This is a genomic window from Bradyrhizobium sp. SZCCHNRI20481 (assembly GCF_032485055.1).
Taxonomy (GTDB): Bacteria; Pseudomonadota; Alphaproteobacteria; order Rhizobiales; family Xanthobacteraceae; genus Bradyrhizobium.
Genome location: NZ_JAUEUE010000006.1, coordinates 181,334 through 204,926 on the forward strand (window position 1 = coordinate 181,334; position 23,593 = coordinate 204,926).

A 23,593-nucleotide genomic window follows, 5' to 3' on the forward strand; every position below is an offset into this window, starting at 1 on the left:
AAAGGGTTACCCCGCATCCGGATTCGGATGCGCGGTGACCATCGTCTTCGCTCATTCAGCCGCAATGGCGAGCAGCGACTTCGGATCGGCTGCCGACAGCATGAAATCGTTGATGCGCGGCACGATCTCCGACTTGAATCGCGAGCCGTTGAACACGCCGTAATGACCGACACCCGGTTGCACGTAGTGAACCCGGCGGTGATCCGGGATCGACGAGCAGAGTCCGTGCGTCGCTTCGGTCTGACCAAGACCGGAGATGTCGTCCTTCTCACCTTCGACTGTCATCAAGGCCACGCGCGTGACCTTCGACGGATCGACCAGGGTGCCGCGATGGGTCATCTCGCCCTTCGGCAGCGCATGTTTGACGAACACGGTCTCCACCGTCTGCAAATAATATTCCGCAGCCAGGTCCATGACCGCGAGATACTCGTCGTAGAAGTCGCGGTGCTTGTCGACCTGGTCACCGTCACCCTTCACGAGGTTGGCGAACAGCGCCTTATGGGCGTCGACATGGCGGTCGAGATTCATGCTGATGAAGCCGTTCAACTGCAGGAAGCCCGGATAGACGTCACGCATGACGCCTGGATGCGGGAACGGCACCTTGGTGATGACGTGGTTGCGGAACCAGTCGATGCCGCGCTCCTGGGCGAGATTGTTCACGCCGGTCGGGTTGCGCCTGGTGTCGATCGGGCCGCCCATCAGGGTCATCGAGATCGGTGCGAACGGATCGCGCTCGGCCTCCATGACAGACACCGCCGCCAGCACCGGCACCGCCGGCTGGCACACCGCCATGACGTGCATGTTGGTGCCGAGGAAGCGCAGCATCTCGATGACATAGTCGATGTAGTCGTCGAGATCGAAGCGGCCTTCGGCCAGCGGGACCATCCGCGCGTCAGACCAGTCGGTGATGTAGACCTCGTGGGTCGGCAGGAACGCTTCCACCGTGCCGCGCAACAGGGTCGCGTAATGGCCGGACATCGGCGCCACGATCAGCAGCCGGGGCTGGGGGCTGCGCAGCGGGCGGGTCAGCTTGCGGTCGAAATAGAGCAGCCGGCAGAACGGCTTTTCCCAGATCGAGCGGACCTCGACGGGGGTCCGGATGCCGTTGACCTCGGTCTCGTCGAGGCCCCATTCGGGCTTGCCGTAGCGGCGCGTGGTGCGCTCGAACAGCTCGCAGGCCGCCGCGACCGATTTGCCCATCTGGGTGTGGGCCCAGGGATTGAGCGGGTTCTGAAACAGGATCTTGGTGGCGTCGGTGACAGCGCGCGCCGGATTGAGCGAGGCGTGCGCCATTTCGTACATCCAGTACATCGGCGTCGTCAGGACCGGACTGCCTTCCGACGCCAGGGGCGGTGCACCGCCAAACTCACCTATCGGCATTCTCGTTCAACCTCTCTGCAATGCAGCATACTGCCGAATGCGCAATTAAGCGTCAATGCGGTGTTGTACGTGTCAACGCCGCAAAGCGACGAAATGAGCCCGGAAATCCACGGGAAAAGCGCAATTATTCCCCTGCCGCCAGCAACGAGCCGGCGCGGCGCGCGCTACGCAAAAGGGCAATGAATGCCGCAAACGACGCCAGCAGCAGGGCGGCATTGAGCCCGAGCGCGGTCAGCATCAGGTCCGATCGGAAGACGTGATCGGCCAGCAGCGCGCGCATGCCTTCGAACACGTAGGTCGGCGGCAGCGACCAGGCGACCAGTTGCAGCCAATGCGGCAGCACCTGAACGGGATAGTACACGCAGGCGAGCGGCATCAGCGCGAACATCAGCGTCCAGACGATGCTCTCGGCGCCGAGCCCGTTGCGCAGCACCAGCCCCGACACGAAGATGCCGACCGCCCAGGAGGTGAAGATCAGGTTGCAGAAGAAGGCGATCAGCGGCAGGCCGAGGCTGTAGAGGTTGAAGTCGAAGAACCAGACCGCGATCAGGGTCATCGGGATGATGCCGATGGCCAACCGGATCAGGCTCATCGTCATCAGCGCCAGCAGGAATTCGATCGGCGTCAGCGGACTCATCATCAGGTTGCCGATGTTGCGCGCCCACATCTCCTCGAGGAAGGAGATCGAGAACCCGAGCTGTCCGCGGAACAGGATGTCCCACAGGATGACGGCGCCGATCAGGGTGCCGCCGGCCCGGGCGAAGAAGCCGGCATTGGCGGTGATGTAGGTCTGCAGGAACCCCCAGGTGATGATCTGCAAGGTCGGCCAGTACATCAGCTCCAGCAGCCGCGGCCAGGACGACAGCAGCAGATACCAGTAGCGCAGGATCATCGCGCCGATCCGGTGCGGGGCGATGCGGAGCGAAAGATCGTTCATTGCGCGGCCTCCCGGTCGCGGCCGCGGGCGACGTCGAGGAATACGTCCTCGAGCGTCGAGCGGTTGTAGCGCGCCATGATCTGCGCCGGGCTGTCGTCGTCCTCGATGCGGCCGCGCTTCATGATGATGACGCGGTCGCAGAGACGCTCGACCTCCAGCATGTTGTGCGAGGCGAGCAGCACGGTGGCGCCACGGCGCTTGCGGTAGCTGTCGAGATGGCCACGCACCCAATCGGCGGTGTCAGGATCGAGCGAGGCGGTCGGCTCGTCCAAGAGCAGCAGCTCGGGATCATTGATCAGCGCCTTGGCCAGCGCGACGCGCGTCTTCTGCCCGGCGGAGAGCTTACCATTGGCACGATCGATGAAGTCGGTCAGGTCGAGCTGGGCGGCGAGCTCCGCGATCCGCTCCTTGAGGTGGTCCACCGCATAGAGCCGGCCGAAGATGGTGAGGTTCTGCCGCACCGTGAGGCGCATCGGCATGTCGACATAGGGGCTCTCGAAATTCATCAGCCCAAGCACGGCAGCAGCCTCGTCCGGCATCCTGTGGCCGAGCACGGCGACCTCGCCCGAGGTCGGCTGCACCAGTCCCATGATCATCGCAATCGTCGTGGTCTTGCCGGCACCGTTGCCGCCGAGCAGCCCGGTGATGCTGCCGCGGCGGATCGCAAAGGAGATGCCGTCGACAGCGGTCGTCGTCTTGTAGACCTTGGTCAGCCGCGACACGGCAATCGCGGGCGAAACCGAGCTGGAATCGGATGAGAGGGTCGGCACTGCGTCATCTTGCGTCATGGGAGGGGTTCATTGAGGCATTGTGCCGCAAACCGCAACAGGCCACCAACGGCCGGCCAGATTTGTCGCCGCGCCTGCGCGGCATTAGGTTCCCGTCATGACCGACGACGCCCTGATCATCGACACGCCCGATACCGACTATCGCCATCCGCGACAGCGCGTCCGGCTCGACACCATCCTGCGGCTGCGCTGGCTGGCGGCGCTCGGTCAGTTGAGCGCGATCTTCATCGTGGTGCAGGGGCTGGAGTTCGACCTGCCAGTGGTGCCTTGTCTCGCGGTGATCAGCATCTCGGCGCTGCTCAATCTCGGCCTGCAGATCGCCTTCAACCCGATGCAGTTGTTGGAGCCGGCCCACGCCGGAGGCCTGCTCGCGCTCAACATCGTCGAGCTGACGGTGCTGCTCTATCTCACAGGCGGGCTGGAGAATCCGTTCTCCTACATGTTCCTGGCGCCGGTGCTGATCTCGGCGACCGCCCTCCCCGTCCGCCTGACGATCATGCTCGGCCTGCTCGCCGTGGCCTGCGCAACCGCCTTGTTCTTCATGCACCTGCCGCTGCCGTGGGAAGGCGAGGAGCCGTTGATCTTCCCGCCGATCTATCTGTTCGGCGTCTGGCTCTCGATCGCGCTCGCGATCGGCGTCACCAGCCTCTATGCGTTCCAGGTGACCGAGGAGGCGCGCAAGCTGTCGGACGCGCTGGCGGCGACCGAGCTGGTGCTGGCGCGCGAGCAGCACCTCACCCAGCTCGACGGTCTCGCGGCGGCCGCCGCGCACGAGCTCGGCACCCCGCTCGCGACCATCGTGCTGATCTCGCGCGAGTTGGAGCGCGCCCTGCAGGACAACAGCCAGGTCACCTCCGACATCAAGACCCTGCGCGAGCAGGCGCAGCGCTGCCGCGACATTCTCGGCAAGATCACCCAGCTGTCCTCGATCGGGTCGATGTACGACCGGATGAAGCTGTCGACCTTGATCGAGGAGACGGTGGCCCCGCATCGCGACTTCGGCGTCGACATCAAGGTGCGCGTCGCCGTGGCCGCGGCCAAGGAGCCGGTCGGCTCGCGCAACCCGGCGATCCTCTATGGCGTCGGCAACATCCTGGAGAATGCCGTCGACTTCGCGCGCAACGCCGTCGAGGTGAACGCCTGGTGGAACAATGAGACGGTCGAGATCGTGGTGTCCGACGACGGCCCCGGCTTCGCACCTGATATCCTGAAGCGGATCGGCGAGCCCTATCTGTCGCGACGGCCCAGCGCCGAGGACGGCCCGGGAGGTAACCAGGGCGGCGGCCTCGGGCTCGGCGTGTTCATCGCCCGCACCCTGCTGGAGCGGACCGGGGCCAAGGTCTCGTTCAGCAATCGCACCTTCCCCGACCATGGCGCCGTAGTCCAGATCGTGTGGCCGCGACGGCGCTTCGAGGCCAGCGAGGACGACGATGGCGAGGCGGAGCCGGAATGAAGCCTCGGCGGCAGCCGCCGCCGGCGTGGTCCTGGCATACAGCACACCCGCCCCGCGCGGCGTCACGCCGCAGACTGCGGCAACCCGCGATCTTGGCAGCGGCCGGTCGGCAGACCATATGAGGATGGACCAGACGTCTCGCAACCATCGAGCCTTCTTCTCAAGGATATGACCGTGGGCGCCATCGCCGAACTGACGAACCACCCGGACCGCTCTCTCCTCATCGTGGAGGACGACAAGCCGTTCCTGGAGCGCCTGTCGCGCGCCATGGAGACTCGCGGCTTCACGGTCACCTCCTGCGAAAGCGTCGCCGAAGGTATTTCACAGATCGGCAAGGCAGCGCCGGCCTTCGCCGTGGTCGACCTCCGGCTGGGCGACGGCAACGGCCTCGACGTGGTGTCGGCGCTGAAGCGCAAGCGCCCCGAGGCCCGCGCCATCGTGCTGACCGGATACGGCAACATCGCCACCGCCGTGACGGCGGTGAAGATGGGCGCCGTCGACTATCTCGCCAAGCCGGCGGATGCCGACGACGTCGTTGCAGCACTGCTGTCGACCACCAGCGAAAAGTCCGAGCTGCCGCAGAATCCGATGTCGGCCGACCGTGTCCGCTGGGAGCACATCCAGCGCATCTATGAGATGTGCAACCGCAACGTCTCGGAAACGGCCCGCCGGCTCAACATGCACCGCCGCACTCTGCAGCGCATCCTCGCCAAGCGCGCGCCGAAGTAGGCTTTTGCGGCTCGTCCGCACTCAGTGCGACTTCACGAATGCCTGCAGCGCATGGAAGACGGTGCGCCGCGGATTGCGGCTGCACCAATTGCGCATCCAGCTGTCGACCTCGGTCAGATCGAGCTTGATCTGCCGGCCCTCGTCGCCGCGGTCCGCATTGATGGCGGAGACGTAGCCCATCATCCACTGCTGATACTTTGAGATGGCGTTGACGTAGGGGCCGTCGGCATTGCCGATCGCCTTGTAGGTGCCGGGCGGCTGCTCCTCGGCGGCGGTGATGAAGCGCTCGCAGGAATCGGCGCCCACGCCCAGGACGTAGAACGCCATCTCCTCCGCGCGAACTCCGGTCGCGTAGAGCAGTGTCAACGCCAAGAGCACCCGTCGCATCTGTCGTCCCTGTTCGCACCCCTCGGCTGGATACCGCTCGAGCCTTAAAAATGTTCCGAGATGTTGCGCCCCATGCGGGGCATTTATCGGGCAGAGATGGGAAATTGCCGGGAGGGCGGGACAAGCGAATGTTGTTGCGCCAGCAACAGTCTTGGATCGGGCGGGGGATCCAAGGCCGGGCGGCGCCCCGATGCCCCGGCTCGCGTCAGCTCTCCCCCGTCAGCCGGGAGAAGTCGGCCAGGACGGCGGCGATCAGCTCCCGGTGCCTGGTATCCTGTTCCGCAAGGCTCGCGGCATATATGTTCAGGAGATAGCGCGCCTTCGCGGCGGCTTCCGGCCACGACGCAGCCGCGTTGGCGAGCAAGTGCTGCTCGAGAACAGCCTGCCGCTCGCGCAGGTCCCGCGCGTGACTTTCGGCCTCGGCCAGAGCGCGACGCAGGTCCACGGCCTTCTGCGCGCTCATCCCGCGGTGTCTGTCGAGATCGAGCGGTTCATCAGTCATCCGACGCACTCGCGTCGACACGCTGCGCGTCTGCAAGATCGACCGAGCTGACGGACACCATCTCGACGGCCGCAGAGCGCGAGCCGGCGGCGGGCAGCATCATCATCGTCGCAACCCGACGGTAGGCAGCAAAGGACAATCCTTCGATCAGCTCCTCGTCCGTGACCACCTCGTAGGTGCCCTCGGGCAAGAGACGCTCGATGCTTCTGATCCGGAACGGATGTTTGAAGGTGACGAATTCGCGCCGCGAGCGGATGCTCATCTGCGCCTACCTTTCGCGACAGCCTCGCTGTCGCTTGTCGCAACTTCGAGCTCTTCGGAGCATGCGCCTTACGGCCGGCAATAGCCACCGCTTTCTCATCAGCACGACGTGACGAGCGGCCGGGCGTCATCGGACCGTGTCGCTGCGCTTTGGTGCTCGCTATTGCAGGAGCCAGGGTGTATCAATGGCGATCACCGCCATTCCGACGGCATTCATCGGTGACTGAGGGTCACGAGCGCTCCCGCCGCAAACACGCGAGGGACAGCCAATGCCGCAGTTTCGTCTGAGCGAGTGGATCGTTCCACCCATCATTGTGCCGCTTCTGCTGATCCTTCTCGCGCTCGCAACTGCCGCGCTGCATTCGTAGATCAGACCACCGTGCGCCCCGTCGGCAGCCGGTGGATGACGGCCACCCGGCCGATAGGCAGTGACGCCGCGCACGCAGGATCGACGCGGCGCCTTCGATGCGTTGAACCAGCTCCAACCCGAGCCGAGAGGAGATCGACATGGCCAAAGGTCAGCAAAAAGGCAATCGCGAAGCCAAGAAGCCCAAGAAGGAAAAGCCCAAGAGCATTGCCGCAGCGCCGAGCCAGAAGACCGGAGCATGGCAGCCGGATTTTTCCAGCGACAAGAAGAAGCGCTAGGAGATTTCCGGTCCTCATCAGTCTGGATGGTTCTCCCGCAAGGCCGCAGGGCCGCGCGCAATCAAGGCCGCGCGCAATGCGGTGACGATGCGGCCGACCGTACTCGACAGCCCAAAGGACAGAACATGGCGCGCGAAACGATCTATTTCGTTCAGGCGTTCAGCGCCGGCCGGGGCGGACGCGCGAAAGCCGAGACGCCGATCGCCTGCAAGACGGAAGCGAGCGCGCTGCGGACTGCGGAACGACTGGTGTCGAGCAAGGCAGGCGTCGTCGCCTTCTCATCCTCGGGCGATCCCGACATGGGTGACTATGACGATGAGCCGACGGTCCTCTTCCGCCACGGCGAGTTGCCGTCGGCTTTCGATTGAGATGCGCGACCCGTTGTCGCCGGCGACCACCGCCGAACGACGCCCCTTGGAGGACCTCCGCCCTATCGGCGGCGTCCTCCGAACCTGATCGGACACACACATGATTGAGTTTCCAAATCACAGCCGCTCCTATGACCGCACGCGACGTGCCGTACGGTTCTGGGGCTATGACAGCGCGATGGAAGCGTCGTTCTTCGTCGACGAGGGCGCGTTGAGACGCCTTCAACCCGACACCCGTCCGGACGAGTCGGGCTTTCTGACCGCGTTCGATTCCAACCGCGAGCGGATCTGCGCCGCCGCCGCCAGGGTCTATGTCCGCGGCAGCCGGGGATCCTACGATCTCGTCGCTGCCAATTTTTGACGGCGATGCCTGGCGATCGATCGGCCAGGCTGGTGGTGATGCGGATCGGCTCTCAGCGATGCTGATGTCTCTCATCTTGAGACTCGTGACCTGACGGAGCCTCTGTCACCTACCTAGGCGGGGAACCCCCGTCCAGTGGACCGCATTTGAGGATTCTCTAGAGGTCCGCGTGGCCCTGCGGGTCGATCAGCCGGTTGATCCGCTGCGCCGCCGCGAGCCCGAAGCGCACCGTCATGAGCTTGCGCGTCGGCGCCGGCAATCTGTGCTCTGGCGCCTCGCAATGCAGGTGGGCGCCATAGGCATCGGCCACGATCAGGCCGGTGTCCTGCGGAAAGATCTCGCACGGCAGATCCTGCGTGAAGGCGAAGAACAGCCGGTCGCAATGGGCACGGTAGTCCTCCCATTTGTGATCCGCGCGCAGATCCTCGACCGACGACTTGATCTCGACGATCCAGATCTCGCCGCGCTCGTTCAGCGCCACCAGGTCGGCGCGACGTCCCGACGGCAGCGGCAGCTCGCTGATGGTGGCAAAGCCGAGCGAGCGCAGCAAGCGCGAGGTGCCGCGCGCGATCGCCAGCGCCGTCTCCGACTGGCGTCGGTCGATGGGAACGAGGCTGATCCTGGCGGCTGACGATTCCATGCGCCACAGCATAGCCGATTCCGGGCGTCGCCCAAGCACGCTAATCACCGGGGAACCGGAACCTGACGCCAGCCTTCCGCTTAACAGACGGCCGCCCGCAGGGCGGCGCTCGAATCCAGGTCGACGTCGTAGCTCTGCGAACGTGACGACATGGCCGACGACAAGACTATGGATCACGGAGACATCGACCTCGTCGAAAAACGCCTGCACGTGCATGCGCCACCTTGGATCGGACATCTCCGTCCTCAGACACGCCAACAATGTCGCCTCGTCGATCCCGACCGGCATCGGCGTGTTGATCGTGGTCGCGGCGGCCGTCAGGCCGTCAGCCGTACTTTGCGGCCCACGAAGTGAAGATCGGCGACAGCCAGATCGCATCGACATCGAGCGTCGAAAGAGTGGCAGGCGATGGATGATGCCGGTGAGGTGTCAGGTCGCCGTGACGCGGTGTTTTTCGCTTGGCGCACTGCGAAAAATCGGCATGCTGGCGCCATGAGCGAACCCGAAACCACCAAGGCGAAGGCCGGCGCGATGATCGTGCCCGTCACGCCGTTCGAGCAGAACTGCACCATCCTGTGGTGCGAGGCGACCCGGAAGGCGATCGTGATCGATCCCGGCGGCGACGTGCCCAACATTCAGGCGGCGATCGCGCAGGCCAATATCACCGTCGAGAAGATCTGGCTGACGCACGGCCATATCGATCACGTCGGCGGCGCGGCCGATCTGCGCGACGCGCTGAAGGTGCCGATCGAAGGCCCGCATGTCGCCGACAAGTTCCTGCTCGACAACGTCGTCGCCAGCGGCGCGCGCTTCGGCATCACAGGCGTGCGCGATTTCACACCGGATCGCTGGCTCGATGAGGGCGACCGCGTCGAGATCGGCGAGCTCAGCTTCGACATCCTGCATTGCCCGGGACATTCGCCCGGCAGCGTCGTGTTCTTCAACAAGGAGATGCGCTTCGCCCAGGTCGGCGACGTGCTGTTCAACGGCTCGGTCGGCCGCACCGATTTGCCCGGCGGCAGCCATGAGACGCTGATCAGATCGATCAAGGACAAGCTGCTGCCGCTCGGCGACGACGTCGGCTTCATCTGCGGCCATGGCGCCGGATCGAGCTTCGGCCAGGAGCGCATGACCAACCCGTTCCTGACCGGGGACGTCTGACCCGCGCGTCCCTCGCGAGCGAGCTCTGAACGGCTGCGGTTGTGGCCGCCTACTTCAGGCCGGCCGCTTGCAGGGCACGGTCGATCACGGCAGCGACGTCGATGGTTCGGCGCCGCGGCCTGACGGTCGCGCCACTGCCGTTGATCGAAGATTCGCCGGTCGCCGACTCCAGCCGTTTCGGCTCCACGGGCTTGGAGACGGCCACGGGCTTGGACTCCGGCCTCTGGTCCGGCTTGGACTTGGCCGCTTTCCGCGACGGCGACTGGGGCTCGACCTCGGGCTGCGGGACCGCAGCGGATGCCGGTGCAGAGAGCAGCATGCCGGTCGGCGACATTCTGGGCTCGACCACTTTGATCTCGGCCGGCTTGACGTCGACCGGTTCCGCAGCGGGCGATGGAGCGTCCGCCGCGCGTCGCAAGGTCTTGGTGAAGGCCGGCACCGCCGAGATCGGCGACACCTGCGGGATCAGCTTCGTGCTCGGCGACGTCGTGGCCGCCTTGAGCGGACGAATCCAATCGGTGACGCCGAAGAATTTCGCGATGTGATAGGACGAGGAAATGCCGGCCTCGAGCAGGAACGGCCCGGCCTTGCCATAGCGCTTGTCGTTGGCCGCGATCCCGATCGGCGTGCCATGCGCCATGTTGGAGATCGTGAACGATTCCACGACGGTCTCGCCGTCGGCATTCCACCATTGCTCATGCGGATAGCCGTTCACCTCGGCCGCGGCCATCGGCGCCAGCGGCAGATGGTGCAGGTCCAGCCACTGCTTGACGATCTCGCCGGCATTGTCCGGATGCACGGTGTAGTCCGCTGTGCCGTGCCACACCGACAGCTTCGGCCACTTGCCGCGGTGGTTCGAGGCACGACGAACGAGATCGCCGAGCTCGCCTGCGGGGCGCGCCGGCGGCATCCGCATCTGCAGGATCGCGTCGCGCATGCTGCGCGCGGTGCCGAACGGCAGCCCGGCGATGACAGCGCCGGCAGCGAACAATTCGGGATGCGCCGAGAGCAGCGCCATGGTCATCGCGCCGCCCGCCGACAGGCCGGTGACGTAGATGCGCCTGGGATCGATGGCACAATCCGCCACCATGCGCGCAATCATCTGACGGATCGAGGCGACCTCGCCCTGATCACGCGTGATGTCTTCGGACTGAAACCAGTTGAAGCAGCGCTGCGGATTGTTGACCCGCTGCTGCTCCGGCAGCAGCAGCGCGAAGCCGAAATGCTTGGCGAGCGTCGACCAGCCGGCGCCGAGATCGTAGTCGGCGGCGCCCTGCCCGCAGCCATGCAGCACGACGACCAGCGGCGCCAGCGGCTGACGCTGCGCCGGCACATAGGCAAACATCTTCAGGCGCCCAGGGTTGGTGCCGAAGTGCTCGATCTCGATCAGGGGATTCTCTGGAGCGCGACGCGGCTGACGATGAAAATCGGCAAATCCGGTAATACTGTTCAGCTCGCGCAGCCGTCGCAAATACTCAACATTTTCGGCGAGGGACAACGGCAGCTCCTTAGGCATTCGCGTATTCACGGCAGCGGGTAGACAATCCACCATCACCCAGATGGTTGCTGCAGTGCAAAAGAAAAAGCCCACACCATCCCGGACGTCAGCAATTTGATTGCGAATTTCGGTCTTGCTGCGATCTAAATGCCACGCCGACGCGGCGCTTCACGCAGCAATCACCGAAATGCGAACCGAGCACCACGAATATCGCCGTTGGCGTGAACGCGACAGACTCCGCAACCGCAAAGGCCGACGACCGCGATTTGGAAATCATCATTCGAGCCACATCGCGAATCGACCATGTCAGCGGGAAGTGTGCCGTACCGATCGGCGATCAGTAAACAAACAAATGGCAGCCATGCACCGATCGGCATACGCGCCAAGGTGATTGCCTGACACCGATGCGCCAATTAGCCTGATCGGCAAGCAACAACGAATTCCGCTTGGGAGAAAACGCATGGCGCGGCTCAAATTCGGAGCGTTCCTCGCTCCGCATCATCCGATCGGCGAGCATCCGATGCTGCAATTCCGCCGCGACCTCGATCTGGTCGCGCAGCTCGACGAGCTCGGCTACGATGAGTTCTGGTGCGGCGAGCATCATTCCAGCGGCTGGGAGATGATCGCTTCCCCCGAGATGTTTCTCGCCGCCGCCGGCGAGCGCACCAAGCGCATCAGGCTCGGCACCGGCGTGATCTCGCTGCCCTACCATCATCCCTACAACGTCGCGCAGCGGATGGTGCAGCTCGATCACATGACCGGCGGCCGCGCCATCTTCGGCTCGGGCCCCGGCGCGCTCGCCTCCGATGCCCACACGCTGGGCATCGATCCGATGACGCAGCGCGACCGTCAGGACGAGGCGATCGCCATCATCCGCCGCCTGTTCAACGGCGAGCGCGTCACCGCCAAGAGCGACTGGTTCACGATGAACGATGCGGCCTTGCAGATCCTGCCGTTGCAGGAGGAGATGCCGTTCGTCGTGGCCTCGCAGATCTCGCCGTCCGGCATGACGCTGGCCGGCAAATACGGCATCGGCATCATCTCGCTCGGCTCGATGTCGACGCAGGGGCTGATGGCGCTGCCGCAGCAATGGGAGTTTGCCGAGGACGCGGCGAAGAAGCACGGCACGACAGTGAGCCGCGCCAACTGGCGCGTGCTGCTGTCCTGGCACATCGCGGAGACGCGCGAGCAGGCACGGCGCGAGGCCGGCGCGGGACTGATGCGCTGGCACAACGAGTACACCGTCGGCACCCTGATGCGGCCCGGCCTGAAGGCCTTCTCATCGCCGGACGAGGCCGTCGACAAGACCGCCTTCGTCGAGGGCGCGGCGTCGACGATCGGCACGCCGGACGATCTCGTCAAGACGATCAAGAACCTGATGCAGGTGTCGGGCGGCGTCGGCCACATCATCGGCTTCGTGCACGACTGGGCCAACCCGGAAGCTTCGCGGCGCAGCTGGGACATGGTCGCGCGCTACGTGGTGCCGGAGATCAACGGCTACATCGACGGCCTGCGCCGCTCGCAGAAATTCGTCATCGAGAACCGCGCCATCTTCGACCGCGCCGGCCAGGCCGTGATGGCCAAGATCATGGACAACGACAAGGCCGCCGCCGCGCTGTCGCAGACGGGACCAGGACGGATCGCGATTCCGGCCGTGAATGCCCCGGATCTGCAGGAGGCGGCGGCGAAGCAGCGAGGGTGAGCGTGGGGCGAAGCCGCTCCGCGGCACGCGCAATATCGCGGCATTCAATGCTGCTAATTAGTTACTCGTCATGCCTGGGCTTGACCCGGGCATCCACGTCCATCCACCATGTCGAACGGCGTGGATCGCCGGGACAAGTCCGGCCATGACGGCCTTAATGGTTGGACTCTAATATGGCGGAAAGGCGCGACTCGAACGGTCGAGCGCGTGACTACCTCACCGCCGCGACGAGCTTCTCGCAGTCGGCGATGGTCGCGATCTGCTTCAGCGTCTCGCGCAGGGCCGGCAGGTCGACCGGCTTCTGGAATTGCGGGTAGACGACGAGGCCGAGCACGGTGGCGAGGCGGACATTCTTCGTCGCCGGCGGCGTCGGTGTCGGCTTCGACGACCGCTTCACCGCGCATGTGACGACGCGAACGCATACGGCGACGGTCGGCGTCGGCTACAAGTTCTGAGGCGCGGCTGGTCCTGAAGCGAGCGGTCCTGCGCTCGCCGATGACAGTGAGAACAGTCAAGCCATGGGGCAGGCGAGGCTTGGCTCCAAACTGCCCGGGCGCTACTTTGAGCGCCATGCCCGCTGCCAAACCCCAGCGCCCTCCACAGCCGCCCGCTCCCTTGTCTGCTGATGAAGTCATTTTCATCAAGGACACGATCAAGCGCTTTTATGGCGACGACGCGATCGTGCGCAATTTCGGCCCAGACCCGGCCCGCATGGAATTGCACGTCGAAACAGGCCGCGACATTGGAATTGCGCATTATGACTGCTGCGGCGTCCTGATGACCCGAATCGACCGCGACCAAATCGCTCTCGAGGTCTCGCGGCGAGGCATGCGGATAAAGGGCCGGGCCAAGCTCGCCTATCGCCAAGGCGTCGTGCTTTGAAATCGGCGCCTCGACGCGAACCGACGTTCGTGCGCGACGCGGCCACGCGCGCGGCAGACGACGCATAGGCGAAGCGAGCGTCACGAGGATTTTCTTAACCCCGCTCTGCCATTCTCGCGGCTAATCGCGCACGGTCTGCAAGGGACCGCTCGCGCGTAGGACGCGTCAGGCAGCCCGTCGTCTCGACCCGGCGGGCTTTTCCGTGGGAAAGGTCGCCAATGTCACTCTCCTCAGCCAAGAACTACGCGCTGCGCGCCGAACGGTCGCAGGACCCCAAGGAGGCCGCCGACCTCCTGGCAAAGGCGATCCTGGAGCTGGCGGCCTCGATCGAGGCAACCGACGCCAAGGTGAAGAAAATCAACAAATCGGGCGGCTGATGATCCTGACGCCCGCGTCGGAACGCGTGGCAGCTTCCGGCGGTGGCGGGACCTCCTCGCAGCGAGACATGATCCGCTGATCTTGCTGCGATCGATCGCCGATATCGCGGCGTCGCGCGACAGCAGAAGGCTGATGGCGACCGTCAGGCCCGACGAGGCTGGGCAAGAATCCGAATTAGGGGGGTGAGAGGGCTCGGCGCGGTGCAATTTCGAGCCATGACTGCATCATGGTCCAGAATCGGATCAGGGCAAGCGAAACCGCCTCCCATGCGCCCCTCGCTTCGCCGGAAGTGGCATGTAGAGCTGCAAGAGCCCATTCGGCGATGCGGGCGAGGAAGTCGTCGAAGCCGAGAATGTTGAGGGCGCGGGTGAGATTGTAGCAGAGCGCCATGAGGCTCCATTCCCCGCGAACCTTGTCGAAGCCGCGGACAAGGAAGTGCTGATAGCCGGCGCGGCACTTGAGCGTGCCGAACGGGTGCTCGACGATGGCCGAGCGGCGGCGCATCAATTGGCCGGCCTGTTCGCTCGCCATCCTCTGGCGGTGACGATCCAGCACCTCTTCGTGCTCCCATCGAGAGACGCGGCGGCTTTTTTCCTTCGCAGAGAGACAAGACGCCTTGAGGGGGCAGATGCCGCAAGTCGCCACGGAGGCCAGGTAGCGGCGTTCCATCCTGCCGCTCGTATTCTTCCAGAGCTTCTTTGTTGGATGCAGCGCTTGGTCTGCGGGACACTGGTAGGTGTCGGTCGCGGAATTGTAGGTGAAGTCACCTCGCGTGAAGCGACCGTGCTTCTTGCCATTGCCGTGATGCAGCGGGACATAGGCGGTGACGCCGTCATCCTCGCAAGCCTTGATATCCTCGCTGTTGTAATAGCCAACATCTGCCAGTATCTGCAGCGCCTCGACCTGGAGGCCCTCCTTGGCCGCCTTCGCCATCATATGAAGGTGTCCTGTATCGCTGCGATTGACGACCTCGCTGGCGATGATCAGCTTATGCTTGTCGTCGACGACGCTCTGGACATTGTAGCCTGCGATCGTCTGGTCGCCCTTGCTCAGCAGTCGCGCATCGGAATCGGTCTTCGACACCTGTCCCTTGTCGCCCTTGTCCAGGTTCTCCAGATCGGACTGTGCGCGTTCACGCCTGGCCATCAGCTCCTTGATCTTGTCCCCGACATCGCCGCCATCCTTGTTGCCATCCTTGCCGTCGTCGGGCTGCTTGGCTTCCGCCGCGTCGTTGGTGTCGAGAGACTTGCCGTACGCCTCAATCTCCTCATCGAGCTTGGCGATCTGTTTGGCGAGCTTCCCGCGCGTGAAGATGCTGTCCTTGCTGGCATTGCCGTGGAACAGCGCGCCGTCGACCGCGACCAGGGTCCCGCCGATCAACCCGATCTCCTGCAGCAACAGGACGAAGCTACGGTTCGCCGCCTTCAAGGCAGCCCAGTTCTCCTTGCGGAAGTTCGCAATCGTCCGATAGCCGGGCTTCAGGTTCCTCAACAACCAGATCAGCTCCAGATTGCGGCCGGCTTCACGCTCGAGCCGGCGCGACGATCTGACCTGGTTCAGATAACCATAGAGATAAAGCTTCAGCAGGTCCGCCGGATCGTACGGCGGCTGCCCGACACCCGATCCCCTCCGCTTGGCGTGGCGGAAGCCAAGCTTGGCCAGATCGAGAGCGTTGACGTAGCTGTCAATCGCACGAACCGGATTGTCCGGCCCGACATAATCCTCAATCCGAGGCGGAAGCAGGCTCTCTTGATCGCGGCTCTCGCCGCTCTTGAACGGCCGATTCGTCATGCCCCCAAATCTTACCGTGAACACTGAGTTCTTGCCCAGCCTCGTCGGGCAAATCACTTCCAGCAAAACGTCTTGAGAAAAGAAACACCACCGCGCCGGCCTGCCGATCACAGGTCGATCGCCGCGAGACGGTGCGCGCTGAAAAACTCATTTCGCGAACCTCCTCAATCACATCACCCCTGTCCAGTCCTGCGCGCAAAAACATTCCTGTTTCTCTTTATCAGAATTCATGCTTCTCTCCCACCGTCCCGTCTCGATAAGAGGGGCGCTTCGCGGTCGTCACGAACGTTGGGGCGGGATGCGGTGGGCGTGTCGATGTCGCAGCGTGGTTGACGCCGCGCGGACGAACGACGGCGATGCGCACGGTCAAGTCGCGTGGTCCTGGCACCCCGATGCTGGTGTTACGCTTGCGGTGGCGCTCACGCGTCGCGCAGGCAACGGTGACCAACAAGCCCGGCGCACCGGGGAGCACGCGAAGCAGCCGTTCAAACCATCGCGCGGGGAATGCCGGGATGCCTCGGCTGAACCTATGGTACCTGCCGCCTGCATTTTTTTCTGCAGGCGGGCCATGGGTGCGGCCAGCGCCCGGCATTCCCCGTGCCCTCTGTCTGGAGGAGGGCGGAATATTCCATCCCTCGGACGCATCAACGCGCCGCGAGATCGCAGCCGCGTGCGACGCAGCACAACTGGCGGATCATGAGACACCGGAGCGTATTGCATCAGGGCCGCAACCGCCCGACAATGCAGGCCACGGTGTCTGCCACTGTGCCACTGACCGAAACGAAGTCAGATCCGAGACACCGCCATCAGACGAGAGGAAGCCCCGCGATGTCGATGCAGCATGTGGTCTCTGATGCGATCAGGCTGACCCCGCCACGGCGCAATTCACTCACCCATATCCCCGGCGACGAAGGCTGGCCGATCATCGGCAAGACATTCGAGACGCTCGCCGACCCCAAGGGTCACGTCGAGCGCAACGCCAGGAAGTATGGCCCCGTCTACCGCACCCACATGTTCGGCGACGTCAACGTCGTGCTGCTCGGCCCCGAAGCCAATGAGCTCGTGCTGTTCGACCAGGCCAAGCTGTTCTCGTCGGCGCATGGCTGGGGCCACATCCTCAATCTGCTGTTTCCGCGCGGCCTGATGCTGCTCGATTTCGAGGAGCATCGCATGCACCGTAAGGCGCTGTCGGTCGCCTTCAAGGCCGGGCCGATGAAGTCCTATCTCGCCGGCCTCGACCGCGGCATCGCCGCACGCGTCGCGCAGTGGAAGGCAAATCCCGGCGAGATGCTGTTCTATCCCGCGATCAAGCAGCTGACGCTGGATCTCGCGGCGACGTCCTTCCTGGGGAGCGAGATCGGGCCCGAGGTCGATGCGATCAACCGCGCCTTCGTCGACATGGTCGCGGCCGCGGTGGCGCCGATCCGCCGGCCGCTGCCGGGCACGCAGATGGCGCGCGGCGTCAAGGGCCGCCAGCGCATCGTCGCCTATTTCTCCGAGCAGATTCCGCTGCGCCGCGCGCGCGGCGACGGCGAGGATCTGTTCTCGCATCTGTGCCGCGCCACCGACGACCGCGGCGCGCTGCTGTCGACGCAGGACATCGTCGATCACATGAGCTTCCTGATGATGGCCGCGCACGACACGCTGACCTCGTCGATCACTTCGTTCGTCGCCCAGCTCGCCGCGCATCCAGAGTGGCAGCAGAAGCTGCGCGACGAGGTCGCGAGCCTCGGCCTTGCAGAGGGCGATCCGATGAGCTCGGAGCATCTGGAGAAGATGAAACTCACCGAGATGGCGTTCCAGGAGACCTTGCGGCTGATGCCGCCGGTGCCGTCATTGCCGCGCCGCCCGGTCCGGGACTTCACCTTCAAGGGCTATGCGATTCCCGCCGGCACCGGCGTCGGCATCAATCCGATGTTCACGCATCACATGCCAGAGATCTGGCCCGAGCCCGAGCGCTTCGATCCGATGCGCTTCACCGACGAGGCCCAGCGCGGCCGCCACCGCTTCGCCTGGGTGCCGTTCGGCGGCGGCGCCCACATGTGCCTCGGCCTGCACTTCGCCTACATGCAGGTAAAGTGCTTTGCCCGGCACTTCCTCGCCAACATCGAGGTCTCCTTCGCCCCCGGCTATCAGCCGAGCTGGCAGGTCTGGCCGATCCCGAAGCCGCGCGACGGGCTGAAGGTGATGCTGAAGGTGGTGTGACCGGCGCGCATTGATACAGCAAGGGCGCCAAGGATCTTGGTTTGTTGCGGACGCTTTCCTCCTCGTCTTCCTCCTCGTCATGGCCGGGCTTGACCCGGCCATCCATCCTGCTGCAACTCGCGGATGAGAGACGTGGATGTCCGGCATGACGAAATGTATACTTCGCCGTCCCCTACTCCACCGCATCCCCCAGCAGCTTGCGCATCGCCTGATAGCCCTGCTGCTGCTGGCTCCAGTTGCGGCCGCCGGTGATGGCGCCGTCGATGACGAGATCATGGCCGTTGATGAAGCCGGATTCGTCGCTGGCGAGAAACAGCGCCGCGTAGGCGATGTCGTCGGGCAGGCCGGCACGCGGAATCGGCTGCGCCGCGGCATAGGCGTTGCGGATCGTCTCCGGCGTCTTCTCGGCGGCCTCGGTCGACAGACCGAGCGCCTTGCCGAAGATGCCGGTGGCGATCAGTCCGGGCGAGATCGAGTTGACGCGCACGCCGGACTCGCCGAGCTCCATCGCCACGCATTTCGTCAGATGGATCACGGCCGCCTTCGCCGTGCTGTAGACCACCGAGGTCGAATAGCCCGCGAGCCGGCCGGCGATCGAGCCGTTGTTGATGATGCTGCCGGCGCCTTGCCGCTTCATGTGGGGCGCGGCGTATTTCATGCCGAGCATGACGCTGCGCACCAGCACCGCCATGGCCTGGTCGAAACGATCGGCGTCGAGCCCTTCGATGCCGCCGGTCTGCGCCGGGCCGCCGGCATTGTTGAACACGCAATCGAGGCGGCCGAAGCGCTCGGCCGCGCCATCGATCAATGCCCGCATCTGCTCGTCGACGGTGACGTCGGTCTGCCGGAAGACGCAGTCCGCTCCGAGCCGGCGCGCCAGCGCCTCGCCCTCGGCGCCGCGCCGGCCTGCAACGACGACCTTCGCCCCCTCGGCCACGAAGATCTCCGCCGTCCGCAGCCCGATCCCGCTGGTCGCGCCCGTGATCACGGCGACCTTGCCCTCCAACCGTCCCATTCCCTGCTCCTTCCGTTGTTGCTGCGTGCTCATTCTTGGCGACGGAATAATAAGCGCCTGAGTTCCGCCGCGGAACCATCATCGTGCGCGCCAACCTGCAACACACGCAAGGCGGCTTCCATCAACCGGACAAATTACCGCCACGTCGGCCTTAATTTGGTTGCGCAGTTGAGGCTCATGGATGTCCATGACGCGACTCATCGACGACATCAAGCGGATCTGGCGCGGCGAGCAGCAGCCTTCCCTGACATGGAGCTGCATGTTTGCAGCGATGTGCCTGCTCGCAGCCACGGCGATCCGCTACGGCATGGCGCATCTGCGGCCCGACGTGTTCTTCACGCCCTACATGGCGGCCGTCTTCTTCGCCACCGCGATGGGCGGATCGGGCGTCGGCCTGGCAACGGCGATCGCTGGCGCAGCGCTCGGCCTGACGCTCGATTTTGGCGGCGGTCCGGCCGATGGCGCCCGGCTCGCGCTGATGGCGATGTATATGGTCGTGGCGATGCTGGTGATCTGGGGCGTCGATCACTACCGACGCCTGGCCGGCAAACAGCGCGAGATCGCCCGGCGCCTCGCCCAGGAGGAGCAGTATCGCAAGCTCCTGGTCGACGAGCTGCATCACCGGCTCAAGAACAAGACCTCGACCATTCACGCCGTGCTGCATCAGGTGCTGTACGACCAGCCGCAGGTGTGGAGCCGCATCGACCAGCGCATCCGCGCGCTCGCGACCGCCGACGACCTGATCGCGCGCGCCGACGGACAGGGCTGCGACCTGAAGGATCTGCTGGTCTCGGAGCTCGGGCCATATGGCCATGTCCGCTTCGAGCTCAACGGCCCGCCGCTGTTCCTGCCTGCCAAGCTCGCGGTCAGCCTCGCTTTGATCTTTCACGAGCTTGCGACCAATGCCGGCAAGTACGGCGCCTTTGCCTCGCCGCGCGGCTTCCTTCAGGTGTCGTGGACGATGCAGGAGGACCGCCTCGATCTGACCTGGGACGAGGCCGGGGGTCCGCCGATCGGTCCGATCGGCAAGCCCGGTTTCGGGAGCAAATTGCTGAAGTCCGTGCTGTCGTCGTTCGATGGCAGGACCGAGACCAGGTTTCTCGAATCCGGCCTTCACTGCACCTTGCAGTGTCGCGTGCCACCGAACTGAACCGGCCGCCGGGCGGCCATTGCTGCCTACGACTTTCGCCGGATGCGTGCGGCCGCGTCGCTGCTCCGATTCACGAACGGTTAATGACGCCGCGGCACAAAGCTCCGTCATTTCCAATACTTGGCTCGCGCGTTCCGTGTTTCTACGTAGCGCTTAACTAAAATGAAGCGGGAACTTTGCACAATCGGCGCATGTACAGCAGCGACCGATTCAACTTTTCCCCCGGGCCGAACGAGGGGCTGGGCTCGACCGAGGCCGAGCTGCGCTTCCTGCGTAGCGTCCTCAGCCAGCTGCCGTCGGGCGTCACGGTCCAGGACGAGCACGGTCGCTTTCTGCTGGTCAACGATACGGCCGCCGTTCAGCTCGGCGCCGCCGCCAACAGCATCGACGGCCTCTCGGCGCCGCATCTCCATAACCGGCGCACCGCCTGCCGCGAGATCCTCGGCCGGGGGCGAACGGTGATCGGCGAGGAAAAAGTGGCAGGCGAGCGCGGCGCGCAGACCCTGCTGACCGCGCATCGACCGGTCCGCATCGGTGACCAGGTAGTCCTCATCTCCAGCTCGGCCGACATCAGCGAGCAGAAGGAGTTCGAGGACCAGCTTTTTCGGGCCGCCTATTACGACGAGCTGACCGGCCTGCCGATGCGCCGCGTGGTCGAACATCGCGCCGACCATCTGGTCCGGCGCGGCCAGGTCGACGGACGCTTCGCGCTCGCCTTTCTCGATCTCGATAATTTCAAATACATCAACGACTATTACGGCCACGCCACCGGCGATGCGCTGCTGGTCGAGCTCGCCAAGCGTATCAGCCGCGACCTGCGCGAATCGGACCTGCTGTCGCGTATCAGCGGCGACGAATTCCTGCTGCTGCTGCATCCGATCGAGCGCGCCGAGGAGGTCGCCGAATTCCTCCAGGACATGGTGAACCGCCTGAACGCGCCCTTCTTCATCGACGGCGCCGAGGTATTCGCCTCGGCGTCCGTTGGCGTCAGCCTGTTTCCCGAGCACGGCGCGAGCTACGACGTGCTGCGCCAGAACGCCGATCTCGCGATGTATCGCGTCAAGAACGGCGGCAAGGGCGCACTGGCCTTCTTCTCGAGCGCAATGGAGCACGAGGCGCTGGCGCGCATGAAGGTCGAGCAGTCGCTGCGGCTCGCGATCCTCGAAAAGCGCTTCTGCTGCGCGTTCCAGGCCAAGGTCGACATCCGCACCGAGGAGATCAAGGGCATCGAGGCGCTGGTGCGCCTGCGCGACAATGAAGGCGTGATCCAGGCTCCCGGCTCCTTCATCAATCTCGCCGTCGAGCTCGGCCTGATCGACGAGCTCGCCCATCTCGTGCTGGCCGAGATCGTCAAGTCGATCGATCTGATCAACGACGCGTTTGGACCCGAGGCGACGATCAGCATCAACGTCGCGGCAAAACAGGCGTCGAATCCGGAATTCATGCAGCCCTTCGCCCGGGCGATTGCAGCAACCGGCTTTCCCAAGCGGTTCATGATCGAGGTCACCGAGGACGCGTTCGTGACCCGCAGCCATTTCCAGGACGAGATCGTGCCGCTGCTGCGCGGGATCGGCGTCGGCATCTCGATCGACGATTTCGGCATCGGCTATTCGTCGCTGTCGGCGCTCGCCGACATCACGGCGGACGAGATCAAGATCGACCGTTCCTTCATCACCGACATTCATAAGCGGCCGCGCAGCCAGGGCATCCTGCGTGCGATCGAATCCCTGAGCGAGGCTCTGGGCATGACGGTAATCGCCGAGGGCATCGAGTCGTTCGAGGAGCTCGCCTATCTGCAGGCCGCGACCAAGATCCGCTATGCGCAGGGCTACTACTTCTCGCGTCCGATCTTCCTCGAGGAGCTCAAGCCTGCGGCCCCGCTTGCAAGCGAAGCGCGCATCAGTCTCGCCAGTCGCCCTGTGCAGGAAAATCGCCAGGCCTATGCGCGCAGCAGCCGCTATCGGCGCTGAGTTTTAGGAGGAAAAGCCCTCCGGTCCGAGGAATGAGCCGTCACGGGGTGCCGCCGAAAGCGCCTTGACCCAGGCCGAGCCTGCACACTATCAGTTGCAGACAACAGCCGCCGGTAGCTGGGAGGAAGGCTCGTGAAGACGTCACATATTCTCAAAGGCATTGTTTCATCGCTGACTGCAGCCCTGCTGGCCACCGCCGCCCAGGCCGACGATCTGAAAATCGCTCTCATCTACGGCAAGACCGGCCCGCTCGAGGCCTATGCCAAGCAGACCGAGGCCGGTCTTCGCCTCGGCTTCGAATATGCCACCAAGGGCACCAACATGATCGACGGTCGCAAGATCGTCATCATCACCAAGGACGACCAGGGCAAGCCCGATCTGTCGAAGGCCGCGCTGTCCGAAGCCTATCAGGACGACGGCGCCGACATCGCGATCGGCACGACCTCCTCCGCGGCGGCGCTCGCGGACCTGCCGGTCGCCGAGGAGAACAAGAAGATCCTGATCGTCGAGCCGGCGGTGGCCGACCAGATCACCGGCGAGAAGTGGAACCGCTACATCTTCCGCACCGGCCGCAACTCCTCGCAGGACGCGATCTCCAACGCGGTCGCGATCGGCAAGCCGGGCGTCACCGTCGCCACGCTGGCGCAGGACTATGCCTTCGGACGCGACGGCGTCGCCGCCTTCAAGGAGGCGCTGGCCAAGACCGGCGCGACGCTGGGCGCCGAGGAATATGTGCCGACCAGCACAACCGACTTCACCGCCGTCGGCCAGCGCCTGTTCGACGCGCTGAAGGACAAGCCCGGCAAGAAGATCATCTGGGTGATCTGGGCCGGCGCCGGCGATCCGCTCACCAAGCTGCAGGACATGGATCCCAAGCGCTACGGCATCGAGCTGTCGACCGGCGGCAACATCCTGCCGGCGCTTGCCGCCTACAAGCGGCTGCCCGGCATGGAAGGCGCCACCTACTATTATTATGACATTCCCAAGAACCCCGTGAACGACTGGCTGGTGGCAGAGCACCAGAAGCGCTTCAACGCACCGCCGGACTTCTTCACCGCGGGCGGCTTCTCCGCGGCGATGGCGGTCGTCACCGCCGTGACCAAGGCCAAGTCGACCGATACCGAGAATCTGATTGCGGCGATGGAAGGCATGGAGTTCGATACGCCGAAGGGCAAGATGGTCTTCCGGAAAGAGGATCACCAGGCGCTGCAAAGCATGTATCACTTCCGCGTCAAGGTCGACCCGAACCTCGCCTGGGCCGTCAACGAGCCGGTGCGCGAGATCAAGATCGACGAGATGACCGTCCCGATCCGCAACAAGCGCTAGACGCTGACATCCGTGCCCGGCCCTCGCGCCGGGCACGTTGGCGTTGGTATTGAGACAGCTGGCG

The 23,593-nt window shown here is 64.6% G+C and carries 24 protein-coding genes; 13 read left to right on the forward strand and 11 right to left on the reverse strand.

Features of this window, described 5'->3' with window-relative positions; genetic code table 11:
• Window positions 1-51 precede the first annotated feature (51 nt).
• The 3 genes from QX132_RS11635 to QX132_RS11645 form a co-directional block, all read right to left on the reverse strand.
• Entirely contained in the window at window positions 52-1,380 is a 1,329-nt protein-coding gene (locus QX132_RS11635) for a polyhydroxyalkanoate depolymerase (RefSeq protein ID WP_315735335.1), read from the reverse strand.
• 124 nt (window positions 1,381-1,504) lie between these two features.
• Complete coding sequence (locus tag QX132_RS11640; protein WP_315735337.1) at window positions 1,505-2,317, reverse strand: ABC transporter permease; 813 nt, start codon at window positions 2,315-2,317, stop codon at window positions 1,505-1,507.
• A complete protein-coding gene (locus QX132_RS11645) occupies window positions 2,314-3,105 on the reverse strand; it encodes an ABC transporter ATP-binding protein (protein WP_316161221.1) in 792 nt (263 codons plus the stop codon). Before QX132_RS11645 ends, QX132_RS11640 begins: the two co-directional genes overlap by 4 nt.
• 97 nt (window positions 3,106-3,202) lie before the next feature.
• Here QX132_RS11645 and QX132_RS11650 point away from each other — a divergent pair, with 97 nt between their 5' ends.
• Window positions 3,203-4,558 carry an ActS/PrrB/RegB family redox-sensitive histidine kinase gene (locus QX132_RS11650; protein WP_315735341.1) on the forward strand — a complete coding sequence of 452 codons (1,356 nt, stop codon included), beginning with the start codon at window positions 3,203-3,205 and terminating at the stop codon, window positions 4,556-4,558.
• Between the two features lie 174 nt (window positions 4,559-4,732).
• Window positions 4,733-5,287 (forward strand): ActR/PrrA/RegA family redox response regulator transcription factor, encoded by a 555-nt coding sequence (locus QX132_RS11655; RefSeq protein WP_315715137.1) that lies wholly within the window; start codon window positions 4,733-4,735, stop codon window positions 5,285-5,287.
• A 21-nt stretch (window positions 5,288-5,308) separates the two neighbouring features.
• On the opposite strand, the gene QX132_RS11660 is transcribed toward QX132_RS11655, so the two are convergent.
• The 3 genes from QX132_RS11660 to QX132_RS11670 all read right to left on the reverse strand — a co-directional run bounded on the left by QX132_RS11660 (window position 5,309) and on the right by QX132_RS11670 (window position 6,438).
• A complete protein-coding gene (locus tag QX132_RS11660) occupies window positions 5,309-5,674 on the reverse strand; it encodes a hypothetical protein (RefSeq protein WP_315735343.1) in 366 nt (121 codons plus the stop codon).
• A gap of 205 nt (window positions 5,675-5,879) precedes the next feature.
• Window positions 5,880-6,176 carry a hypothetical protein gene (locus QX132_RS11665; RefSeq protein WP_316161223.1) on the reverse strand — a complete coding sequence of 99 codons (297 nt, stop codon included), beginning with the start codon at window positions 6,174-6,176 and terminating at the stop codon, window positions 5,880-5,882.
• Complete coding sequence (locus QX132_RS11670; RefSeq protein ID WP_315735348.1) at window positions 6,169-6,438, reverse strand: hypothetical protein; 270 nt, start codon at window positions 6,436-6,438, stop codon at window positions 6,169-6,171. Before QX132_RS11670 ends, QX132_RS11665 begins: the two co-directional genes overlap by 8 nt.
• Window positions 6,439-6,944: 506 nt before the next feature.
• On the opposite strand from QX132_RS11670, the gene QX132_RS11675 reads away from it, so the two are divergent.
• The 3 genes from QX132_RS11675 (at window position 6,945) to QX132_RS11685 (ending at window position 7,811) form a co-directional block, all read left to right on the forward strand.
• Window positions 6,945-7,082, forward strand: coding sequence for a hypothetical protein (locus QX132_RS11675; protein ID WP_315735351.1), 138 nt, complete (start codon window positions 6,945-6,947; stop codon window positions 7,080-7,082).
• Window positions 7,043-7,450 (forward strand): hypothetical protein, encoded by a 408-nt coding sequence (locus tag QX132_RS11680; protein ID WP_315775737.1) that lies wholly within the window; start codon window positions 7,043-7,045, stop codon window positions 7,448-7,450. The genes QX132_RS11675 and QX132_RS11680 overlap by 40 nt, the downstream gene beginning before the upstream one ends.
• 100 nt (window positions 7,451-7,550) lie before the next feature.
• A complete protein-coding gene (locus tag QX132_RS11685; protein ID WP_315735356.1) occupies window positions 7,551-7,811 on the forward strand; it encodes a DUF1488 domain-containing protein in 261 nt (86 codons plus the stop codon).
• Window positions 7,812-7,968: 157 nt separating this feature from the next.
• Here the strand turns inward: QX132_RS11685 and QX132_RS11690 are convergent, their stop codons facing one another.
• Window positions 7,969-8,451, reverse strand: coding sequence for an MmcB family DNA repair protein (locus QX132_RS11690; RefSeq protein WP_315735358.1), 483 nt, complete (start codon window positions 8,449-8,451; stop codon window positions 7,969-7,971).
• Window positions 8,452-8,943: 492 nt separating this feature from the next.
• Between QX132_RS11690 and QX132_RS11695 the strand changes: the two genes are divergently transcribed.
• On the forward strand, window positions 8,944-9,612 hold the full coding sequence (locus QX132_RS11695) for an MBL fold metallo-hydrolase (RefSeq protein WP_316161224.1): 669 nt from the start codon (window positions 8,944-8,946) through the stop codon (window positions 9,610-9,612).
• 49 nt (window positions 9,613-9,661) lie between these two features.
• Here the strand turns inward: QX132_RS11695 and QX132_RS11700 are convergent, their stop codons facing one another.
• Window positions 9,662-11,128, reverse strand: coding sequence for a PHB depolymerase family esterase (locus QX132_RS11700; RefSeq protein WP_315797249.1), 1,467 nt, complete (start codon window positions 11,126-11,128; stop codon window positions 9,662-9,664).
• Between the two features lie 442 nt (window positions 11,129-11,570).
• On the opposite strand from QX132_RS11700, the gene QX132_RS11705 reads away from it, so the two are divergent.
• Window positions 11,571-12,812: an LLM class flavin-dependent oxidoreductase gene (locus QX132_RS11705; protein ID WP_315735365.1), complete on the forward strand. Its 1,242-nt coding sequence runs from the start codon at window positions 11,571-11,573 to the stop codon at window positions 12,810-12,812.
• Window positions 12,813-13,023: 211 nt separating this feature from the next.
• Here QX132_RS11705 and QX132_RS11710 read toward each other — a convergent pair whose 3' ends face one another.
• Window positions 13,024-13,209: a hypothetical protein gene (locus QX132_RS11710; RefSeq protein WP_315756833.1), complete on the reverse strand. Its 186-nt coding sequence runs from the start codon at window positions 13,207-13,209 to the stop codon at window positions 13,024-13,026.
• Between the two features lie 173 nt (window positions 13,210-13,382).
• On the opposite strand from QX132_RS11710, the gene QX132_RS11715 reads away from it, so the two are divergent.
• Complete coding sequence (locus QX132_RS11715; protein ID WP_316161226.1) at window positions 13,383-13,694, forward strand: hypothetical protein; 312 nt, start codon at window positions 13,383-13,385, stop codon at window positions 13,692-13,694.
• Between the two features lie 218 nt (window positions 13,695-13,912).
• Complete coding sequence (locus QX132_RS11720) at window positions 13,913-14,071, forward strand: hypothetical protein (RefSeq protein ID WP_213737209.1); 159 nt, start codon at window positions 13,913-13,915, stop codon at window positions 14,069-14,071.
• A 175-nt stretch (window positions 14,072-14,246) separates the two neighbouring features.
• On the opposite strand, the gene QX132_RS11725 is transcribed toward QX132_RS11720, so the two are convergent.
• Window positions 14,247-15,974, reverse strand: coding sequence for an IS1182 family transposase (locus QX132_RS11725; RefSeq protein ID WP_316161227.1), 1,728 nt, complete (start codon window positions 15,972-15,974; stop codon window positions 14,247-14,249).
• A 717-nt stretch (window positions 15,975-16,691) separates the two neighbouring features.
• On the opposite strand from QX132_RS11725, the gene QX132_RS11730 reads away from it, so the two are divergent.
• Window positions 16,692-18,068: a cytochrome P450 gene (locus tag QX132_RS11730; RefSeq protein WP_315735376.1), complete on the forward strand. Its 1,377-nt coding sequence runs from the start codon at window positions 16,692-16,694 to the stop codon at window positions 18,066-18,068.
• Window positions 18,069-18,240: 172 nt separating this feature from the next.
• Here QX132_RS11730 and QX132_RS11735 read toward each other — a convergent pair whose 3' ends face one another.
• Window positions 18,241-19,083 carry an SDR family oxidoreductase gene (locus QX132_RS11735; RefSeq protein WP_316161228.1) on the reverse strand — a complete coding sequence of 281 codons (843 nt, stop codon included), beginning with the start codon at window positions 19,081-19,083 and terminating at the stop codon, window positions 18,241-18,243.
• Between the two features lie 181 nt (window positions 19,084-19,264).
• Between QX132_RS11735 and QX132_RS11740 the strand changes: the two genes are divergently transcribed.
• The 3 genes from QX132_RS11740 (at window position 19,265) to QX132_RS11750 (ending at window position 23,529) form a co-directional block, all read left to right on the forward strand.
• Entirely contained in the window at window positions 19,265-20,233 is a 969-nt protein-coding gene (locus tag QX132_RS11740; RefSeq protein WP_315735382.1) for a sensor histidine kinase, read from the forward strand.
• Between the two features lie 191 nt (window positions 20,234-20,424).
• Window positions 20,425-22,203: a putative bifunctional diguanylate cyclase/phosphodiesterase gene (locus tag QX132_RS11745; protein ID WP_316161230.1), complete on the forward strand. Its 1,779-nt coding sequence runs from the start codon at window positions 20,425-20,427 to the stop codon at window positions 22,201-22,203.
• Window positions 22,204-22,335: 132 nt separating this feature from the next.
• Entirely contained in the window at window positions 22,336-23,529 is a 1,194-nt protein-coding gene (locus QX132_RS11750; RefSeq protein ID WP_316161232.1) for a substrate-binding domain-containing protein, read from the forward strand.
• Window positions 23,530-23,593 lie beyond the last annotated feature (64 nt).